This window comes from Pseudomonas sp. TH21, from assembly GCF_016651025.1.
Classification (GTDB): domain Bacteria; phylum Pseudomonadota; class Gammaproteobacteria; order Pseudomonadales; family Pseudomonadaceae; genus Aquipseudomonas; species Aquipseudomonas aylmerensis.
On record NZ_JAEKEQ010000001.1, the window covers coordinates 817,821 to 835,405 of the forward strand.

Sequence of the window (17,585 nt, forward strand, 5' to 3'; positions counted from 1 at the left end):
GTCTTCTCCTCTTAGTTGAGTGGGTGCTGGCGCAGGAAGTCGGCAGCCACGGCGGACGGGCTTTCATGCTCGACGTCGACCCGCGCGTTCAGCTCGCGCATGGTTGCATCGTCGAACAGGGCGGCCAGCGGCTTGAGGTCGGCGGCCAACTCAGGGTGGGCGTCGAGATAAACCTGACGCACCACCGGCGCTGCGGTGTAGTCCGGGAAGTAGTGCTTGTCGTCTTCCAGCAGCTTCAATTTGAAGGCGTTCAGGCGACCGTCGGTGGTGTAGACCAAACCGGCAAACACCTGGCCATTACGCAGGGCGGTGTAGACCAGGCCGGCGTCCATCTGCCGGGTGTTTTTGCGCGTGAGGTTCATGTCATACAGCTTGACCATGCCCGCCATGCCGTCGGAACGGTTGGCGAATTCGGTGTCCAGGGCGACCAGGCGCGTGCCTTTGGTTTTTTCCGCAAGGGCTTGGGTGAGGTCGCTGATGCTGTTGATCTGCGGGAATTCCTTGGCCACGTTCTCGGGGAGTGCCAATGCGTAGGTGTTGCTGAATTTCGACGGCGAGAGCCAGACCAAGCCTTTTTTCGCGTCGAGTTCTTTCACCCGGGCGTAGGACTGTTCGCTGTCGAGTTTCTCGTCGACGTGGTTGTAGGCCACCAGCGACACGCCGGTGTATTCCCAGATCAGGTCCAGTTGCCCGCTTTCCTGGGCACTGCGTGCCAGGTTGCTGCCCAGGCCGCCGGTCACGCGGGCGTCGTAGCCCTTGGTGCGCAGGTACTGGGACGTGATTTCGGCGAGCAGGGTCTGTTCGGTGAACACTCGGGCGCCGATGCGGATCACCGGTTTTTCGGCAGCTTGCGCAATGCCTGCAAACAGCAGGACGCAGCTCAATATCAGGGTCAGTCTTTTCATGTGATTTCCTTTGCCAAGCCTTAAGACGGACGCAACCCGCGTTCCAGCCAGAGGCGGCTGGCCATGGTCACCAGACCGTCGAGCAGCAATGCCAGCAACGCGGTGCACGCGGCGCCAAGCAGCAATTGCGGCTGGTTGTTCAGGGCGATGCCGGGGAAAATCAGGCTGCCCAGGCTGTTGGCGCCAATCAGGAAGGCCAGCGGCGCGGTACCGACGTTGATCGCCAGGGCCACGCGCACACCGCCGATGATGATCGGCACGGCGTTGGGCAATTCCACGCGAAACAGCACCTGGCGCGGCGTCATGCCGATGCCGGTGGCGGCTTCTTTCAGCGAGCCTTGAACGTTTTTCAGGCCTTCGTAGGTATTGCGCACGATGGGCAACAGGGAGGCGAGGAACAGCGCGAAGATAGCCGGGCCACTGCCGATGCCGAGGACGCCGAGGGCGATGGCCAGTACGGCCAGGGGAGGGACGGTGTTGCCGATGTTGAAGATCTGCATGAAGCGTTCTGCGCGCCCGACCATAGTCGGTCGACTGAGCAGGATACCGGCGGGGATGCCCACAATCAGGGCGGCCAGCATGGAGACAAGAACGAGGATCAGATGAGCTTGCAGGTAAAACAACAAATCGTCGCGGTACAGTTCGATCGTGTTGATGCCGATCCAGTGGACCAGCAGGGCCAGGAGAGCGACGACAACCGCTCCTCCTATCAGCCCTTTGCCATAGCGAATAGCCACAGGCGGACTCCTTTTTTCTTTTGTCGGCGACCACATTTCCGAGCGGCAATGCCATTCCTGGCTGTCGGCGAATAGGGTCGCGAAAAGCAGCTCGTCGATACCGGCAATGCGGTATGTATTCGAGCCATGAGCGCAGCCTCGTCAGGCTAACTTGCTGATTTTTCAGCCCCTGTTACGAGTGCGGCAGCAGGGGAGTGGACGTCTCTACCTTTTAAAAGGTTCCACACTTGGCAGCATTTAGCCACCCCCAATGGGGTGAACGGTGGTCCGTGACCCTGGGTTTGCGCTATACTCGCCGCCCTTTTTTGACTCACCTGCCAGGCGATTTCCCATGACCCACCAGGCCGCCGAAGTCGCGAAACGCCGCACTTTCGCCATTATTTCCCACCCCGATGCCGGTAAAACCACCATCACCGAGAAGCTCCTGCTGATGGGCAAGGCAATCGCTGTGGCCGGCACGGTGAAGTCGCGCAAATCCGACCGCCATGCGACATCCGACTGGATGGAGATGGAAAAGCAGCGTGGTATTTCCATTACCACGTCGGTCATGCAGTTCCCGTATCGCGACCACATGGTCAACCTGCTCGACACCCCGGGCCACGAAGACTTCTCCGAAGACACCTACCGCACCTTGACCGCGGTGGACTCGGCCCTGATGGTCCTCGACGGCGGTAAAGGCGTCGAGCCACGCACCATCGCGCTGATGGACGTGTGCCGCCTGCGGGACACGCCGATTGTCAGCTTCATCAACAAACTCGACCGCGATATCCGCGACCCGATCGAACTGCTCGATGAAATCGAAGCGGTCCTCAAGATCAAGGCCGCGCCGATCACCTGGCCGATCGGTTGCTACCGCGACTTCAAGGGCGTGTACCACCTGGCCGACGACTACATCATTGTCTACACCGCCGGTCACGGTCACGAGCGCACCGAAACCAAGATCATCGAGAAACTTGATTCCGACGAAGCCCGCGCCCACCTGGGTGACGAGTACGACCGCTTTGTCGACCAGCTGGAACTGGTGCAGGGCGCCTGCCATGAGTTCAACCAGCAGGAATTCCTCGACGGCCAGCTGACCCCGGTGTTCTTCGGGACCGCCCTGGGCAACTTCGGTGTCGACCACGTGCTCGACGCTGTTGTCGACTGGGCGCCGCGTCCCTTGGCCCGTGTGGCCAACGAGCGCACAGTGGAGCCTGTGGAAGAGAAATTCTCCGGCTTCGTGTTCAAGATCCAGGCGAACATGGACCCCAAGCACCGCGACCGCATCGCCTTTATGCGCATCTGCTCCGGCAAATACGAAAAAGGCATGAAGATGCGCCACGTGCGCACCGGCAAGGACGTGCGCATCGGCGACGCGCTGACGTTCTTCTCCTCCGAGCGTGAACAGCTCGAAGAAGCCTACGCCGGCGACATCATCGGCCTGCACAACCACGGCACCATCCAGATCGGCGACACCTTCACCGAAGGCGAAACCCTGGGCTTCACCGGTATCCCGCACTTCGCCCCGGAACTGTTCCGCCGCGTACGCCTGCGTGACCCGCTGAAATCCAAGCAACTGCGCCAAGGTCTGCAGCAACTGGCGGAAGAGGGCGCCACCCAGGTGTTCTTCCCCGAGCGCAGCAACGACATCATTCTTGGCGCCGTCGGTGTGCTGCAGTTCGATGTGGTCGCCAGCCGCCTGAAAGAGGAATACAAGGTCGAATGCTCCTACGAGCCGATCACCGTGTACTCCGCGCGCTGGATCGATTGCAGCGACAAGAAGAAGCTGGAGGAATTCTCCAACAAGGCCGTGGAAAACCTCGCGGTCGATGGCGGCGGCCACCTGACCTACCTGGCCCCGACCCGGGTCAACCTGGCGCTGATGGAAGAGCGCTGGCCGGACGTGAAATTCCGCGCGACCCGTGAGCATCATTAAGGTCTGAGTGGTAAAGAGAAGGGCGAAGCTGTCATGGCTTTGCCCTTTTTTGTGGGTGGCATAAAGCTAAGGGTGGGAAGCCTGAATCCTGTGCCTGGCGCAGTTCCCACACTTATTTGTGTGGGACTGAATCCTGTGCCTGGCGCAGTTTCAATGTGGGAGCGGGCTTGCTCGCGAAAGCGGTGTGTCAGTGATAAATAGGCTGGCTGACCCAACGCTTTCGCAGGCAAGCCAGCTCCCACACTTATTGTGTGTGGCCTGATTCCTGTGCCTGGCGCAGTTCCCATACTTATTTGTGGGGGCCTGAATCCTGTGCCTGGCGCAGTTCCAATGTGGGAGCGGGCTTGCCCGCGAAAGCGGTGTGTCAGTGATAAATGGGCTGGCTGACCCAACGCTTTCGCAGGCAAGCCAGCTCCCACACTTATTTGTGGAGGCCTAGCACCTACAGGGTGGGGGGCTGAATCGGGTGCCCGCCGTTGCTTTTCATCTGTCAGGGCGATTGGCGAGAAGCCCACATTCAGTCTAGCGTTTGAACTACTTCACCCACTCACCGACGGATCAGGAGAGGACCTTGCGTATAACTCAACGCGCCATCCAACTGGTGCTGCTGGGAGCCTTGGGCGTGTCCACTACCCTGGCGTACACCTCGACGCTGGCGGACGCGGGCACGCCCCAGTGGAAGGACACCGGACCGGTGACCAAGAAAAAGCAGAACGAGGTCAACTCGGGCGGCTGGCAGCCACAGGCCCAGCCGGCGCCCAAGGAGGATGCAGAAAACCCCTACAACGAAGGGGAAGACAGTGAAACCTATGACGACGGTGATACCTGAAGCGCGAGTGGCGCAAACCCAGGATCGGAACTAGCTTAATTCACAGCGACGGTCGAACGCCGGCGCACGTGATTCACTGACTGGACGGAAATCGACCATGAGTATTTTTCAACGTTTAGTGCTGCTGCTGAAAGTGCTGGTGATGTTGTCGCTGGGCGCGTCCTCTGCGTGGGCCAGTACGGCCGTGCAGAGCCAGGCCCCAGGGTTTGTAGCGGCGAAGACGGCGCAGGCGGGTGGCTTGCAGCTGGCCAAGAGCGAGTCCGAGCCGGGTGATGAAGGCCAGGGCGGCTCCAAGGATGATGACGACCAGCAAGCCCCACCAGACGACGATGACGCCGATGCTGACGGTGACAGCGATACGTAAGTCGAAGTAAAAAAAAGCCCCGCCTGCCGGACTGATGCGCAATCCGACAGGTGGGGCGGTACAACTTCTGCAAGGCCCTGGGCTAACCCCCCACGGCCTTTATCATTTCCGTGCAGGGCACGGATGATTTCAGGCGACGAATTGCTCCGCGTAGTGGCAGGCCACCTGACGGTTATCCAGCGCCCGCAATTGCGGCTCTTCGGTGCTGCATCGCGCGGTCGCATATGGGCAGCGTTTGTGGAACGCGCAGCCCGGCGGCGGGTTCAGCGGGTTGGGCAGCTCGCCGACGATCTTGATCTTCGGCTTGTTCGGGTCCGGGTGAATCGTCGGGGTCGCCGACAGCAGCGCCTGGGTGTAGGGGTGCAAGGGGCGGGCGTAGATATCTTCCTTGGGGCCCACTTCCACCGGGCGACCGAGGTACATCACCATCACGTCGTCGGCCACATGCTGCACCACTGCCAGGTTGTGGGAGATGAACACGTAGGCAGTGTTGAACTCCTGCTGCAGGTCCATGAACAGGTTGAGCACCTGGGCCTGGATCGACACGTCGAGTGCCGAAGTCGGCTCGTCCGCCACCAGCACCTTGGGCTGCAGCATCATCGCCCGGGCCAGGGCGATGCGCTGGCGCTGGCCACCGGAGAACATGTGCGGGTAGCGCTGGTAATGCTCGGGGCGCAGGCCCACCTGCTTCATCATCGCCTGCACTTTCTCGCGGCGTTCGGCAGCGGACAGGTTGGTGTTGATCAACAACGGCTCGCCGAGTTGATCACCGACCTTCTGGCGCGGGTTCAGCGAGGCGTACGGGCTCTGGAACACCATCTGCACGTCTTTGCGCAATTGCTTGCGCTGGGCTTTGTCGGCACCGGCGACTTCCTGGCCGGCGATTTTCAACGAGCCCGACGACGGCTCTTCAATCAGCGTGAGTGCACGGGCCAGGGTGGACTTGCCGCAACCCGACTCGCCGACCACGGCGAGGGTCTTGCCGGCTTCCAGCTCGAAGGACACACCATTGAGGGCACGCACGGTGGCGTGGCCCTTGAACAGGCCACGGGACACTTCGTAGTGACGGGTCAGGTCGCGGGCGGTAAGAACGACGGCCATTACGCCACCTCCTGGTTCAAGGGGTAGAAGCAGCGTGCAAGGCTGTTGGATTTAGGGTCCAGGCCCGGGCGGGTCTGGCGGCAGCTTTCCTGTACGTACGGGCAGCGTGGCGACAGCAGGCAACCCTGCGGACGGTCATAGCGGCCGGGCACGATACCCGGCAGCGTGGCCAGGCGCGTGGCGCCGAGGCTGTGCTCGGGGATCGCCTTGAGCAGCGCTTCGCTGTACGGATGCGCCGGAATGTCGAACAGTTGCGGTACCTGGCCGACTTCCACGGCCTGGCCGGCGTACATCACGCACACGCGCTGGGCGGTTTCGGCCACGACCGCGAGGTCGTGGGTGATCAGCACCAGGCCCATGTTCTGCTCTTTCTGCAGGGCCAGCAGCAGGTCCATGATCTGCGCTTGAATGGTGACGTCCAAGGCGGTAGTCGGCTCATCCGCGATCAGCAGTTTCGGCTCGCCGGCAATTGCCATCGCGATGGCCACACGCTGGCTCATCCCGCCGGACAGTTGGTGCGGGTAGGCATCCATACGGCTGGCAGCGCCTGGGATTTCTACCTTTTCGAGCAGTTCGATGGCCCGCTTGCGCGCTTGCTTGCCGGACATTTTCAGATGCAGGCGCAGTACTTCTTCAATCTGGAAGCCCACGGTGTAGCTGGGATTCAGCGCGGTCATCGGGTCCTGGAACACCATTGCCAGGTCCTTGCCGACGATCTGGCGGCGCTGGCGGTTGCTCAGCTTGAGCATGTCCTTGCCGTCGAAGTTCAGCGCGTCGGCGGTGACGATGCCGGGGTGCTCGATCAGGCCCATCAGCGCCATCATGGTCACGGATTTACCCGAGCCCGACTCGCCAACGATTGCCAGTACTTCGCCTTTGTCGACGGAAATGTCGAGGCCATCGACCACCGGTACGGCGGTCTTGTCGCCGAAGCGCACGTTGAGATTCTTGATTTCTAACAGTGACATGGGAATCTCCTCAGGCGGCGTTCTTGAGTTTCGGGTCCAGCGCGTCGCGCAGGCCGTCACCCATCAAGTTGATTGCCAGCACGCTGAGCAAAATGGTCAAACCAGGCAAGCTCACCACCCACCAGGCGCGTTCGATGTAGTCACGGGCCGAAGCCAGCATGGTGCCCCACTCAGGGGTTGGCGGTTGGACGCCAAGGCCGAGGAAGCCCAGGGCCGCGGCATCGAGGATCGCCGAAGAGAAACTCAGGGTGGCCTGGACGATCAGCGGTGCCATGCAGTTGGGCAGCACGGTGATGAACATCAGGCGCGGCAGGCCGGCACCGGCGAGGCGGGCGGCGGTCACGTAGTCACGGTTCAGCTCGCCCATCACCGCAGCGCGGGTCAGGCGGACGTAGGACGGCAGCGACACGATGGCGATCGCGATCACGGTGTTGATCAGGCCAGGGCCGAGGATCGCGACGATGGCAACCGCCAGCAGCAGCGACGGCAGGGCCAGCATGATGTCCATCAGGCGCATGATGGTCGGGCCGAGCAAGCGCGGGAAGAACCCGGCGAACAGCCCCAGCAGGATCCCCGGGATCAGCGACATCACCACCGACGACAGGCCGATCAGCAAGGACAGGCGCGAGCCCTGGATCAGGCGCGAAAGCAGGTCGCGGCCGAGTTCATCGGTACCGAGCAGGAACTGGATCTGCCCGCCTTCCAGCCACGATGGCGGGGTCAGCAGGAAGTCACGGTATTGCTCGCTGGGGTTATGCGGGGCCACCCAGGGGGCGAAGATCGCGCAGAACACGATCAGCAACATGAACAGCAGGCCGGCAACCGCGCCTTTGTTCTTGGAAAAGGCTTGCCAGAATTCTTTGTACGGGGACGGGTACAGCAGGCTCTGATCGACTGCTGACACTTGAGTAGGTGTGGTCATGGTCATGATCTCAGCGCTGGTGACGGATGCGTGGGTTGGCGAAGCCGTAGAGGATATCCACCACGAAGTTCACCAGGATCACCAGGCAGGCGATCAACAGGATGCCGTTCTGCACCACCGGGTAGTCCCGCGCGCCAATGGCTTCGATCAGCCATTTGCCGATGCCGGGCCACGAGAAGATGGTTTCGGTCAGGACCGCACCGGCCAGCAGGGTGCCGACTTGCAGGCCGACCACGGTCAGTACCGGGATCAGCGCGTTACGCAGGCCGTGCACGAACACCACGCGCGCCGGCGACAGGCCTTTGGCCTTGGCGGTGCGGATGTAGTCTTCGCGCAGCACTTCGAGCATCGACGAACGGGTCATCCGCGCAATCACCGCCAGCGGGATGGTGCCCAGCACGATGGCCGGCAGGATCAGGTGGTGCAGGGCGTCGAAAAACGCGTCCGGCTCGTCAGCCAGCAGGGTGTCGATCAGCATGAAGCCGGTGCGCGGCTCGATGTCGTAGAGCAGGTCGATACGCCCGGATACCGGGGTCCAGCCCAGGCTTACCGAGAAGAACATGATCAGGATCAGGCCCCACCAGAAGATCGGCATCGAATATCCCGCGAGGGAGATGCCCATCACCCCATGGTCGAACAGGGATCCTCGCTTGAGTGCCGCGATCACCCCGGCCAACAGGCCCAGGATGCCGGCGAACAACAGGGCGGCCATGGACAGTTCCAGGGTCGCCGGGAAAAGCGCGGTGAACTCGGTCCACACGCTGGTGCGGGTGCGCAGCGATTCGCCAAGGTCGCCCTGGGCGAGCTTGCCGACATAGTCCAGGTATTGCGCATACAACGGCTTGTTAAGGCCAAGGCGTTCCATTGCCTGTGCGTGCATCTCGGGATCGACGCGGCGTTCGCCCATCATGACTTCTACGGGGTCGCCAGGGATCATGCGAATTAACGCAAACGTCAGCAACGTGATGCCGAAAAACGTGGGGATCAGTAACCCCAGTCGGCGGGCAATAAAACTAAACATCTTGTTGTGTACCTCAATCAGCCGGTTAGGCAGGTTCGACGCCTTCAATAGCGAAGGCGCCGAGCGTTTTTCTTATTTACTTCACCTGGGTGGTGGCGAAGTTATTTGTCCCCAGAGGGCTTTGGGTGAAGCCTTCTACGTTCTTGCGCATGGCGGTGAACAGTTTCGGGTAAGCCATGGGAAGCCATGGTTGGTCCTTCTCGAAAACGTCCTGTGCTTGTTCATAGAGTGCAGCGCGCTGGCCGGGTTCAGCGATGGCGCGTGCCTTGTCGATCAAGTCTTGAAACTCTTTGTTACACCAGCGGGCGTAGTTTTCGCCGTTTTTCGCAGCATCGCAACTCAGGTTTGGGGTCAGGAAATTGTCCGGGTCGCCGTTGTCACCGACCCAGCCAGCCGAAACCATGTCGTGCTCGCCGTTCTTGGCGCGCTTGAGCATCTCGCCCCATTCCATGACTTTGATGTTGATCTTCAGGCCAATCTGCGCCAGATCCGCCTGCATGCGCTGGGCGCCGAGCATCGGGTTGGGGTTGGTCGGGCCGCCGCCGTTACGGGTGAACAGGGTGAACTCGGTGCCTTCCGGTACGCCGGCTTCCTTGAGCAGGGCGCGGGCCTTGTCCAGGTCACGGGGCGGGTTCTTCAGTTTGTCGCTGAAACCCAGCAAGGTCGGCGGATAAGGGCCAGTACCTACCACCGCATTGCCTTTGCCGAACAGGGCTTCGGTATAGCCGGTCTTGTCGAACGCGATGTTGATCGCGTGACGTACACGCGCATCGCTCATGTATTTGTGAGTGGTGTTCAACGCGGTGTAACTGGTGGTCATCGCCGCCAGTTCGTCGACTTTCAGGTTCGGGTCTTGCTTGATGCTTGGAATGTCATCCGGCTTGGGGAACAGCGCGATCTGGCACTCGTTGGCCTTGAGCTTCTGCAGGCGCACGTTGTTATCGGTGGTGATCGCCAGGATCAGCGGGTCGACTGCTGGTTTGCCGCGGAAGTAGTCCGGGTTGGCCTTGAATCGCGCCTGGGCGTCTTTCTGATAACGGTTGAAGACGAACGGACCCGTGCCGATGGGCTTGGCGTTGAGGTCTTCGGTCTTGCCGGATTTCAGCAACTGGTCGGCGTATTCCTTCGAGTGGATTGAAGAGAATGCCATGCCCAGGTCGGCCAGGAACGGTGCCTCAGGGCGGGTCAGGGTGAAGACGACGGTGTGATCGTCGGTCTTTTCCACGCTCTTGAGCAGTTCCTTGAAGCCCATGCTTTCGAAGTACGGGTAGCCCACGAGGGACTTGTTATGCCACGGGTGATTCGGGTCCAGCTGGCGCTGGAAGCTCCAGAGCACGTCGTCGGCGTTCATGTTGCGCGTGGGTTTGAAGTAGTCGGTGGTGTGGAACTTGATGTCGTCACGCAGGTGAAAGGTGTAGGTCAGGCCATCGGCGCTGATCTGCGGCAGGTCTTTGGCCAGCGCGGGGATCACTTCGGTGGTGCCGGGCTTGAAGTCCACCAGGCGGTTGAACAGGGTTTCAGCGGCGGCATCAGCGGTGACGGCCGTGGTGTACAGGACCGGGTCGAAGCCTTCCGGGCTGGCTTCGGTGCAGACTACCAGCGGTTTGGCCGAAACGCCGATCGCCACGCTCAACAGCGCAGCGGCAATGGCGGCTTGTAGCGGGAGCATTTTCATTCAGAGCCCTCTGCAATCGATGGGACCAGACAAGCGTAGACGGCAGGCTCGTCCTGAGCCCGCCGTTTACCTGGTGCTAATTAAAGAATGTTGAACGGGATGGTGGTGACCAGGCGGAACTCTTTGATGTTGCCGTCAGCCTGTTGTGCGCTGGCGCGGTGAGTCACGTAGGTGCCACGGATGGTGGTGGCCTTGAGTGGGCCGCTCTGAATCGCGTAGGACGTGCCAACGCCGTATTCCTGGTGTTTCTCGCCGTCCATCAGGCGCAGGTCGCTGCGGCTATCACCGGCAGTACCGTAGGCGGTGCCGTTGTAGTGAGTGCCGTCGATGCCCCAGCCGCGTGCCGAGTAGACGTTGAACTTCAGGCCTGGCACGCCGTATTCGGCCATGTTGATGGCGTAGGCGACCTGGAAAGACTTCTCGTTCGGGCTGTTGAAGTCAGAAGTCAGGGAGTTGGCCAGGTAGATGCCGTTGGTTTCGTGCAGGTAGTCGAAGTACTCGTCACCATTAACTTCCTGGTACGAGAAGGTCAGGCTGTGGGCCTGGTGGGTCAGCCCCAGGGACAACGAGTAAGTGTCGTTGTCGATCTTGCCCATCTTCTTGCTGCCGGTGTCGGTGGTTTTGTAGTAGTTCAGGCCGGTGGTCAGTGCCAGGGTCTGTGCATCACCCAATTCGTGGGTGGCACCGAAGTAGTACTGGTTCCAGAAGTCTTCGACGTTAGCCGCGAAAACGCTGGTTTTCAGGCTCTTGAACGGCTGGTAGTTGAAACCCAGGGTCTTGACCTTGTCGGTCTCTTGGCCGTTGCCGTACTCGGAACGGAATTTCGACAGGCTTTGTTCGGTACGCGGCGAAACGCGATCGAAGATGCCACCCTGGAACGACAGGTTGCTGAACTCTTCGCTGTTGAAACTCACACCTTCGAAGCTCGAAGGCAGGGCACGGTTGCCGATGGTGTCGATGATTCCGCTGCTGAAGTTCTGGCGACCGGCGGTCAAGGTGGTGTTGGACACGCGGAACTTGACGTTAGCCAAGCCCAGCTTGCTCCACTGGCCTACAGCGTCACCGAAGGAGTGAGCCAGGGTACGGTTGGAACCGCCTGCGATGTCTTTTTGGTCACGGTCGAGCGCAATGTAGTTGTAAGCGGCGACTTCGGTACTCACGCCAACTGTGCCTTGGGTGAAGCCCGAGGTGTAGTTGAGGATGGTGCCTTGGGCCCAGTTGTAGCGGCGAGAAACCCTGGTGCTTACATCATTGGCTTTATCGGCTTCACTTTTGTAATAACCGAACTTCTGGCCACGAAATTTCATTTCGTTGGAGTACCAGTTACGGGTTGTACCGCCCAGGCTTTGACCGTCGATAAAGCCTTTGGCCTCGCTTTGAGCACTGGTGCCGGCCAACGTGGTAGGTACGAAATCCTGGCTTTGGGTTTCAGCGAAGGCGGTAGCCGTGATGCTGCTGATGGCCAGGGCCAGAAGCGCTTTGCTGCTCAGTTTCATGGGTTGAAGCTCCTTTGGTTCTCTTTTTTATGCCGGTCTTTTTTGGTGATCCGGCTATTGGGTGTGTAACTCGTTCAAGCTATTGCAAACGTTTGCCGTAGGAAAATTCCCAACAAAAGGCTGCACGTTTGCCGGAGAGCGAGTTTCGCTCCCCTGCATCCGGTTATTTTTTTATGGGTTGATACTGACGCCCGAGAACACGTTGCGGCCGAAGGGGCTCACTTTGAAGTCTTCGACTTTGGCGCTTAACGGCTGGTTGACCGTCGAGTGGGCGACCGGCGTGATCGGCACCTGCTGCTTGAGCAGTTGCTGCGCCTGTTTGTACAGAACAGTCCTTTGTTCTCGGTCGGTGACGACCTTGGCTTGCTTGATCAGCTTGTCGTACGCCGGGTCACACCACATGGAGTAGTTGTTCCCGCCGATGGCGTCGCAGCTGTAGAGGGTGCCCAGCCAGTTGTCCGGGTCACCGTTGTCGCCGGTCCAGCCGATCAGGCTGATATCGTGCTCACCGTTCTTGGTGCGCTTGATGTATTCGCCCCATTCGTAGCTGACGATCTTGACCTTGAGGCCGATCTTGGCCCAGTCGCTTTGCAGCATCTCGGCCATCAGCTTGGCGTTGGGGTTGTACGGCCGTTGCACCGGCATCGCCCACAGGGTGATTTCGGTGCCTTCCTTCACACCGGCAGCCTTGAGCAGTTCCTTGGCCTTTTCCGGGTTGTAGGCGGCGTCCTTGATGGTGTCGTCGTAGGACCACTGCGTCGGCGGCATGGCGTTGACCGCCAATTGGCCCGCGCCCTGGTACACGGCATTCAGGATGCTCTGCTTGTTTACCGCCATGTCCAGCGCCTGGCGCACTTCGAGCTGGTCGAACGGCTTATGGCGCACGTTGTAGGCGATATAGCCGAGGTTGAAGCCAGGCTTGGTCAGCAGTTGCAGGTTCGGGTCGGCCTTGAGGGCCTCCACGTCCGCCGGGCGCGGGTGCAGGGTGACCTGGCATTCGCCGGCCTTGAGCTTCTGCACGCGCACCGAGGCGTCGGTGTTGATGGCGAAGATCAACTGATCGAGCTTGACCTTGCTCGGGTCCCAGTACTGTTTGTTGCCGGCATAACGGATCTGCGAATCTTTCTGGTAGCGCTGGAACACGAACGGTCCGGTGCCGATCGGCTTCTGGTTGATGTCGCTGGGTTTGCCGGCCTTGAGCAACTGGTCGGCGTATTCGGCCGACAGGATCGAGGCGAAGCTCATGGCGATGTTTTGCACGAAGGCAGCATCGACCGTGTTCAGCGTCATCACCACGGTGTACGGGCCGGTTTTCTCGACCTTGGCGATGTTCTTGTTCAGGCTCATCCCGTTGAAGTACGGAAACTCGGTGGGGTAGGCCTTGCGAAACGGATGGTCGGGGTCAAGCATGCGGTTGAAGGTGAACAGCACGTCGTCCGCGTTGAAATCGCGCGTCGGCTTGAATTCCTTGTTGCTGTGGAATTTCACCCCTTCACGCAGGTGGAAGGTGTAGGTCAAGCCGTCTTCGGAAATATCCCACTTGGTCGCCAGCCCAGGTACGACATTAGTCGCGCCCTTCTCAAATTCAACCAGGCGGTTGTACAGCGGCTCGGCCGCATCGTTGTCGGTGGCGGTGGTGTATTGCGCAGTGTCAAACCCTGCCGGGCTGCCTTCGGAGCAGAACACCAGGCTCTTCTTGTCGGCGGCCTGGCCCAGCGTGGCGACAGCCAGCAGGCTGGTGCCGAAAATTGCGGATAGAACGGTGGTATGGCGCATGACGATCCCGATCCTTGTTTGTAGTTGTCATCAGCGAGCAATCACCCAGGCCTTGCGGCCAGGGAGACATCACTGATCCCACACACAGCAAGTGCCTTTCCCAGATTGCAGCCTCTGCTGTCCTACGACGTTATGGGTCGCGGACTTCGCAGTAAATGCGCAAAATCGGACTGACCTTGTAGGCAAAAGAGCTGCGTATCGCAGTGCGTTGCTGTAGGAGGCAACGACTGCGAACGTGGTCTGTTTCCTACGGTCCAGGCGGATGCAATAACGGCGACGTTATGAAACGTCGCCGTCAGTGATCCTTACTTGCCGCTTACGCTCACGCCGTAGAAGGAGTTCAAGCCAAACGGGCTGATCTTGAAGTCCTGCACGGTGGTGCGCATGGGTTGATACACCGTCGAGTGCGCGATAGGTGTCATCGGGACTGCATCTTTGAGGATATGTTGCGCCTGCTTGTACAGCTCGGTGCGTTTGGCGACATCCGAGGTAGCCTTGGCTTCTTTCACGATGCCATCGAATTTCTTGTCGCACCATTTGGAGAAGTTGTTACCGGCCAGCGAGTCGCAGCCGAACAGCACGTTCAGCCAGTTGTCCGGGTCACCATTGTCACCGCTCCAGCCAATGATCATGGCCTGGTTCTCGCCGCCTTTGGAGCGCTTGATGTACTCGCCCCACTCATAGCTGGTGATTTTTACGTTCAGACCGATCTTCTTCCAGTCGTTCTGCAGCATTTCAGCCATCAGCTTGGCGTTCGGGTTGTACGGACGCTGGACCGGCATGGCCCATAGCACGATCTCGGTACCTTCCTTGATGCCCGCTTCCTTGAGCAGCGCCTTGGCTTTCTCAGGGTCGTACTTGGCATCCTTGATGGTGGTGTCATACGACCACTGGGTTGGCGGCATGGCGTTGACGGCCAGTTGGCCCGCGCCCTGGTACACGGAGTCGATGATCTGCTGCTTGTTCACCGACATGTCCAGCGCCTGGCGCACGCGCAGGTCCGCCAGTGGGTTCGGCTGGTCGCTGCCCTTGACCTTGTCCATGACGTTGTAGGCGATGTAGCCCAGGTTGAAACCGGCCTGGTGCGGCAGTTTCAGGTCCTTGTCTTCGCCCAGCGCCTTGAGGTCGGCCGGACGCGGGAACAAGGTGATCTGGCATTCGTTTTTCTTGAGCTTCTGGATACGCACCGACGGGTCGGTGGTGATGGCGAAGATCAGGTTATCGATCTTCACATCGGCAGGGTTCCAGTAGTCCTTGTTGCCGGTGTAGCGAATGTTCGAGTCTTTCTGGTAGCTCTTGAACACGAACGGACCGGTGCCGATCGGCTTCTGGTTGATGTCTTGCGGCGTGCCGTTCTTCAGCAGTTGGGCTGCGTACTCGGCGGACTGGACCGAGGCGAAGCTCATGGCCAGGTTCTGGATGAAAGCGGCGTCCACGGTGCCAAGGGTGAACTTGACGGTGTGGTCATCGACTTTCTCGATGTTCTTGATGTTGGTGTCCATCCCCATGTCCGTGAAGTACGGGAACTCGGTGGGGTAGGCTTTGCGGAACGGGTCGTCCTTGTTGATCATGCGGTTGAACGTGAACAGCACGTCATCGGCATTGAAGGTACGGGTCGGCTTGAAGTACGGGGTGGTGTGGAACTTGACGCCGTCGCGCAGGTGGAAGGTGTACGTCAGGCCATCCGGGGACACGTCCCAGCTGGTGGCGAGCCCAGGAATCACAGCGGTGCCGCCGCGTTCGAACTGGGTCAGGCGGTTGAACATGGTTTCGGCCGAAGCATCGAAGTCTGTTCCGGTGGTGTACTGGCCTGGATCGAAACCAGCCGGGCTCCCTTCGGAGCAGAACACCAGGTTAGTCGCCGCATGGGCGAAAGGGGCCGCGGCCATAAGGCCAGCGCTCACTAATAACGGAAGGACTGCGTGTTTAAGCATGTTGGCCTCATGATTTGTTGTCATTTTTGGTGGTGAGGGCGACCTCGTGAGTCGGCCTGCGGATACTTATGCAGGCGCCATACCCATTGCAAGATGCTGAACCGTTGCGAGGCTGAAACAGTGGTACGAACGTACAGGAATGTCGCAATTATGAAAGTTTCTACACAATTGCGTCTATTTCGAGGGTTTTTTCGGTGCAACAGGCGCACCAGAAAAGCCCAGCCGAGGCGTCTAGCGCACTCGGTTGGGGCGCTGCTGTTACTTATCTAGACTCACGCCGTAGAACGGCGTCAGGCCGAACGGGCTGATCTTGAAGTCGCGCACTTCCTTGCGCAGCGGTTGGAAAACCGTCGAATTCGCAATAGGCGTTATAGGTACTTGTTCCTTAAGTATTTTTTGCGCCTGTTGATACCACTTGATGCGCTGCTCGCGGTCGCTGCTGACCTTCGCTTCCTGGACCAGTTTGTCGTACGCCGGGTTACACCATTTTGCGTAGTTGCTGCCCTTGACCGCAGCACAACTGTAGAGCACGCCGAGCCAGTTATCCGGGTCACCATTGTCGCCCGTCCAGCCATAAATCATCGCGTCGTGCTCGCCATTTTTGGCGCGCTTGATGTATTCGCCCCACTCATAGCTGACGATATTGGCCTTGATGCCGACCTTTTCCCAATCCTGCTGGATCATCTGCGCCGACATGCGCGCATTCGGATTGGAGGCACGCTGGACCGTCATCGCCCACAAGTTGATGGTCGTACCCGGTGCAACCCCTGCTTCTTTTAGTAGCGCCCGCGCCTTGGTCGGATCGTAGGGCGCATCCTTGATGTTCGGGTCATAAGACCACTGCGCCGGAGGCAACGCGTTCTGCGCCAATTGCCCGGCGCTCTGGTACACGGCCTTGATGATCGCCGGCTTGTCGATGGCCATGTCCAGGGCCTGGCGCACCTTGAGCTGGTCCAGCGGCGGGTGGGTCACGTTGTAGGCCAGGAAGCCCAGGTTGAAACCGGCTTGCTGCAGCACGCGCAGGTTGGGGTCCTGTTTCATCACCTCGATGTCGGCAGGGCGCGGGTAACCGCTGACCTGGCACTCACCGGCCTTGAGCTTCTGCAGGCGCGAGGCGGCGTCCGGGGTGATGGCGAACACCAGGTTGTCGAGCTTCACATCCTCGGGCTTCCAGTACTGTTTATTCGCCACGTAGCGAATCTGCGAGTCTTTCTGGTAGCGCTTGAACACGAACGGCCCGGTGCCCACGGGCTTCTGGTTGATGTCTTCGGCTTTGCCTTGTTTCAGCAGTTGGGCGGCATATTCGGCGGACTGCACCGAAGCAAAACTCATCGCCAGGTTCTGCACGAACGAGGCATCCACGTTGTTGAGGTTGAAGCGCACGGTGTGTTCGTCGAGTTTTTCGACGTTTTTGATCGTGGTGTTCAACCCCATGTCGGTGAAATAGGGCGACTCGGAGGGGTAGGCCTTGCGGAACGGACTGTCGGCATCGAGCAGGCGATTGAAGGTAAACAGCACGTCATCCGCATTGAAGTCGCGGGTAGGGGTGAAGAAATCGGTGGTGTGGAACTTGACGCCATCGCGCAGGTGGAAGGTGTAGGTCAGGCCGTCTTTGGAGACATCCCAGCTCGTCGCCAGGCCAGGTTCGACTTCGGTGCCGCCACGCTTGAACTGGGTCAAACGGTTGAACACAGTTTCGGCAGAGGCATCGAAATCGGTGCCGCTGGTGTACTGGCTGGGATCGAAGCCGGCGGGGCTGGCTTCGGAGCAATAGACCAGGGTGCTGGCCGCGTGGGCCATCGGCATAAAGGCCAGCAGGCCTGCGGCAAGGAGGAGCGGTTTGAAAGCAATTCTTTCCATGGAGACCCCTGAAGTGGCAGGAAACTAACGCTGTCCTAACGAAAACGGCGGTAACCGAGGTTACCGCCGTTCTGGTTTTTCA

14 protein-coding genes are annotated in these 17,585 nt (G+C 59.9%); 3 read left to right on the forward strand and 11 right to left on the reverse strand.

Annotation, left to right across the window (positions count from 1 at the left end):
• Nucleotides 1–11: 11 nt before the first annotated feature.
• Both JFU04_RS03560 and JFU04_RS03565 read right to left on the reverse strand, forming a co-directional pair.
• Nucleotides 12–905: a glycine betaine ABC transporter substrate-binding protein gene (locus JFU04_RS03560; protein ID WP_065900624.1), complete on the reverse strand. Its 894-nt coding sequence runs from the start codon at nucleotides 903–905 to the stop codon at nucleotides 12–14.
• Nucleotides 906–925: 20 nt separating this feature from the next.
• Nucleotides 926–1,642, reverse strand: a complete 717-nt coding sequence (locus JFU04_RS03565) for an ABC transporter permease (protein WP_106805167.1) — start codon at nucleotides 1,640–1,642, stop codon at nucleotides 926–928.
• A 331-nt stretch (nucleotides 1,643–1,973) separates the two neighbouring features.
• On the opposite strand from JFU04_RS03565, the gene JFU04_RS03570 reads away from it, so the two are divergent.
• The 3 genes from JFU04_RS03570 to JFU04_RS03580 all read left to right on the forward strand — a co-directional run bounded on the left by JFU04_RS03570 (nucleotide 1,974) and on the right by JFU04_RS03580 (nucleotide 4,750).
• Nucleotides 1,974–3,557, forward strand: coding sequence for a peptide chain release factor 3 (locus tag JFU04_RS03570; protein ID WP_065900628.1), 1,584 nt, complete (start codon nucleotides 1,974–1,976; stop codon nucleotides 3,555–3,557).
• A gap of 571 nt (nucleotides 3,558–4,128) precedes the next feature.
• Nucleotides 4,129–4,386, forward strand: coding sequence for a hypothetical protein (locus JFU04_RS03575; RefSeq protein ID WP_065900630.1), 258 nt, complete (start codon nucleotides 4,129–4,131; stop codon nucleotides 4,384–4,386).
• 97 nt (nucleotides 4,387–4,483) lie between these two features.
• Complete coding sequence (locus JFU04_RS03580; RefSeq protein ID WP_065900632.1) at nucleotides 4,484–4,750, forward strand: hypothetical protein; 267 nt, start codon at nucleotides 4,484–4,486, stop codon at nucleotides 4,748–4,750.
• A 129-nt stretch (nucleotides 4,751–4,879) separates the two neighbouring features.
• Here JFU04_RS03580 and JFU04_RS03585 read toward each other — a convergent pair whose 3' ends face one another.
• The 9 genes from JFU04_RS03585 to JFU04_RS03625 form a co-directional block, all read right to left on the reverse strand.
• Nucleotides 4,880–5,851, reverse strand: coding sequence for a peptide ABC transporter ATP-binding protein (locus tag JFU04_RS03585; RefSeq protein WP_025856265.1), 972 nt, complete (start codon nucleotides 5,849–5,851; stop codon nucleotides 4,880–4,882).
• Nucleotides 5,851–6,819 carry an ABC transporter ATP-binding protein gene (locus tag JFU04_RS03590; protein WP_024073411.1) on the reverse strand — a complete coding sequence of 323 codons (969 nt, stop codon included), beginning with the start codon at nucleotides 6,817–6,819 and terminating at the stop codon, nucleotides 5,851–5,853. The genes JFU04_RS03585 and JFU04_RS03590 overlap by 1 nt, the downstream gene beginning before the upstream one ends.
• 10 nt (nucleotides 6,820–6,829) lie before the next feature.
• Nucleotides 6,830–7,741 carry an ABC transporter permease subunit gene (locus tag JFU04_RS03595; RefSeq protein WP_027604858.1) on the reverse strand — a complete coding sequence of 304 codons (912 nt, stop codon included), beginning with the start codon at nucleotides 7,739–7,741 and terminating at the stop codon, nucleotides 6,830–6,832.
• A gap of 10 nt (nucleotides 7,742–7,751) precedes the next feature.
• A complete protein-coding gene (locus tag JFU04_RS03600; protein ID WP_017739471.1) occupies nucleotides 7,752–8,762 on the reverse strand; it encodes an ABC transporter permease subunit in 1,011 nt (336 codons plus the stop codon).
• A 76-nt stretch (nucleotides 8,763–8,838) separates the two neighbouring features.
• Nucleotides 8,839–10,437, reverse strand: a complete 1,599-nt coding sequence (locus JFU04_RS03605; protein ID WP_106805164.1) for an ABC transporter substrate-binding protein — start codon at nucleotides 10,435–10,437, stop codon at nucleotides 8,839–8,841.
• An 80-nt stretch (nucleotides 10,438–10,517) separates the two neighbouring features.
• Complete coding sequence (locus JFU04_RS03610; RefSeq protein WP_120447624.1) at nucleotides 10,518–11,933, reverse strand: OprD family outer membrane porin; 1,416 nt, start codon at nucleotides 11,931–11,933, stop codon at nucleotides 10,518–10,520.
• Between the two features lie 171 nt (nucleotides 11,934–12,104).
• Nucleotides 12,105–13,709 carry an ABC transporter substrate-binding protein gene (locus tag JFU04_RS03615; protein ID WP_065900636.1) on the reverse strand — a complete coding sequence of 535 codons (1,605 nt, stop codon included), beginning with the start codon at nucleotides 13,707–13,709 and terminating at the stop codon, nucleotides 12,105–12,107.
• A gap of 305 nt (nucleotides 13,710–14,014) precedes the next feature.
• Entirely contained in the window at nucleotides 14,015–15,643 is a 1,629-nt protein-coding gene (locus JFU04_RS03620; RefSeq protein WP_065900641.1) for an ABC transporter substrate-binding protein, read from the reverse strand.
• Between the two features lie 258 nt (nucleotides 15,644–15,901).
• Entirely contained in the window at nucleotides 15,902–17,503 is a 1,602-nt protein-coding gene (locus tag JFU04_RS03625; RefSeq protein ID WP_201143530.1) for an ABC transporter substrate-binding protein, read from the reverse strand.
• Nucleotides 17,504–17,585: the final 82 nt, after the last annotated feature.

Bases quoted from the DNA above. Each gene is read 5' to 3' on its own strand.
- JFU04_RS03560 (WP_065900624.1), bottom strand. From the start codon at position 905: ATGAAAAGACTGACCCTGATATTGAGCTGCGTCCTGCTGTTTGCAGGC.
- JFU04_RS03570 (WP_065900628.1), top strand. From the start codon at position 1,974: ATGACCCACCAGGCCGCCGAAGTCGCGAAACGCCGCACTTTCGCCATT.
- JFU04_RS03580 (WP_065900632.1), top strand. From the start codon at position 4,484: ATGAGTATTTTTCAACGTTTAGTGCTGCTGCTGAAAGTGCTGGTGATG.
- JFU04_RS03585 (WP_025856265.1), bottom strand. From the start codon at position 5,851: ATGGCCGTCGTTCTTACCGCCCGCGACCTGACCCGTCACTACGAAGTG.
- JFU04_RS03590 (WP_024073411.1), bottom strand. From the start codon at position 6,819: ATGTCACTGTTAGAAATCAAGAATCTCAACGTGCGCTTCGGCGACAAG.
- JFU04_RS03595 (WP_027604858.1), bottom strand. From the start codon at position 7,741: ATGACCACACCTACTCAAGTGTCAGCAGTCGATCAGAGCCTGCTGTAC.
- JFU04_RS03600 (WP_017739471.1), bottom strand. From the start codon at position 8,762: ATGTTTAGTTTTATTGCCCGCCGACTGGGGTTACTGATCCCCACGTTT.
- JFU04_RS03605 (WP_106805164.1), bottom strand. From the start codon at position 10,437: ATGAAAATGCTCCCGCTACAAGCCGCCATTGCCGCTGCGCTGTTGAGC.
- JFU04_RS03610 (WP_120447624.1), bottom strand. From the start codon at position 11,933: ATGAAACTGAGCAGCAAAGCGCTTCTGGCCCTGGCCATCAGCAGCATC.
- JFU04_RS03615 (WP_065900636.1), bottom strand. From the start codon at position 13,709: ATGCGCCATACCACCGTTCTATCCGCAATTTTCGGCACCAGCCTGCTG.
- JFU04_RS03620 (WP_065900641.1), bottom strand. From the start codon at position 15,643: ATGCTTAAACACGCAGTCCTTCCGTTATTAGTGAGCGCTGGCCTTATG.
- JFU04_RS03625 (WP_201143530.1), bottom strand. From the start codon at position 17,503: ATGGAAAGAATTGCTTTCAAACCGCTCCTCCTTGCCGCAGGCCTGCTG.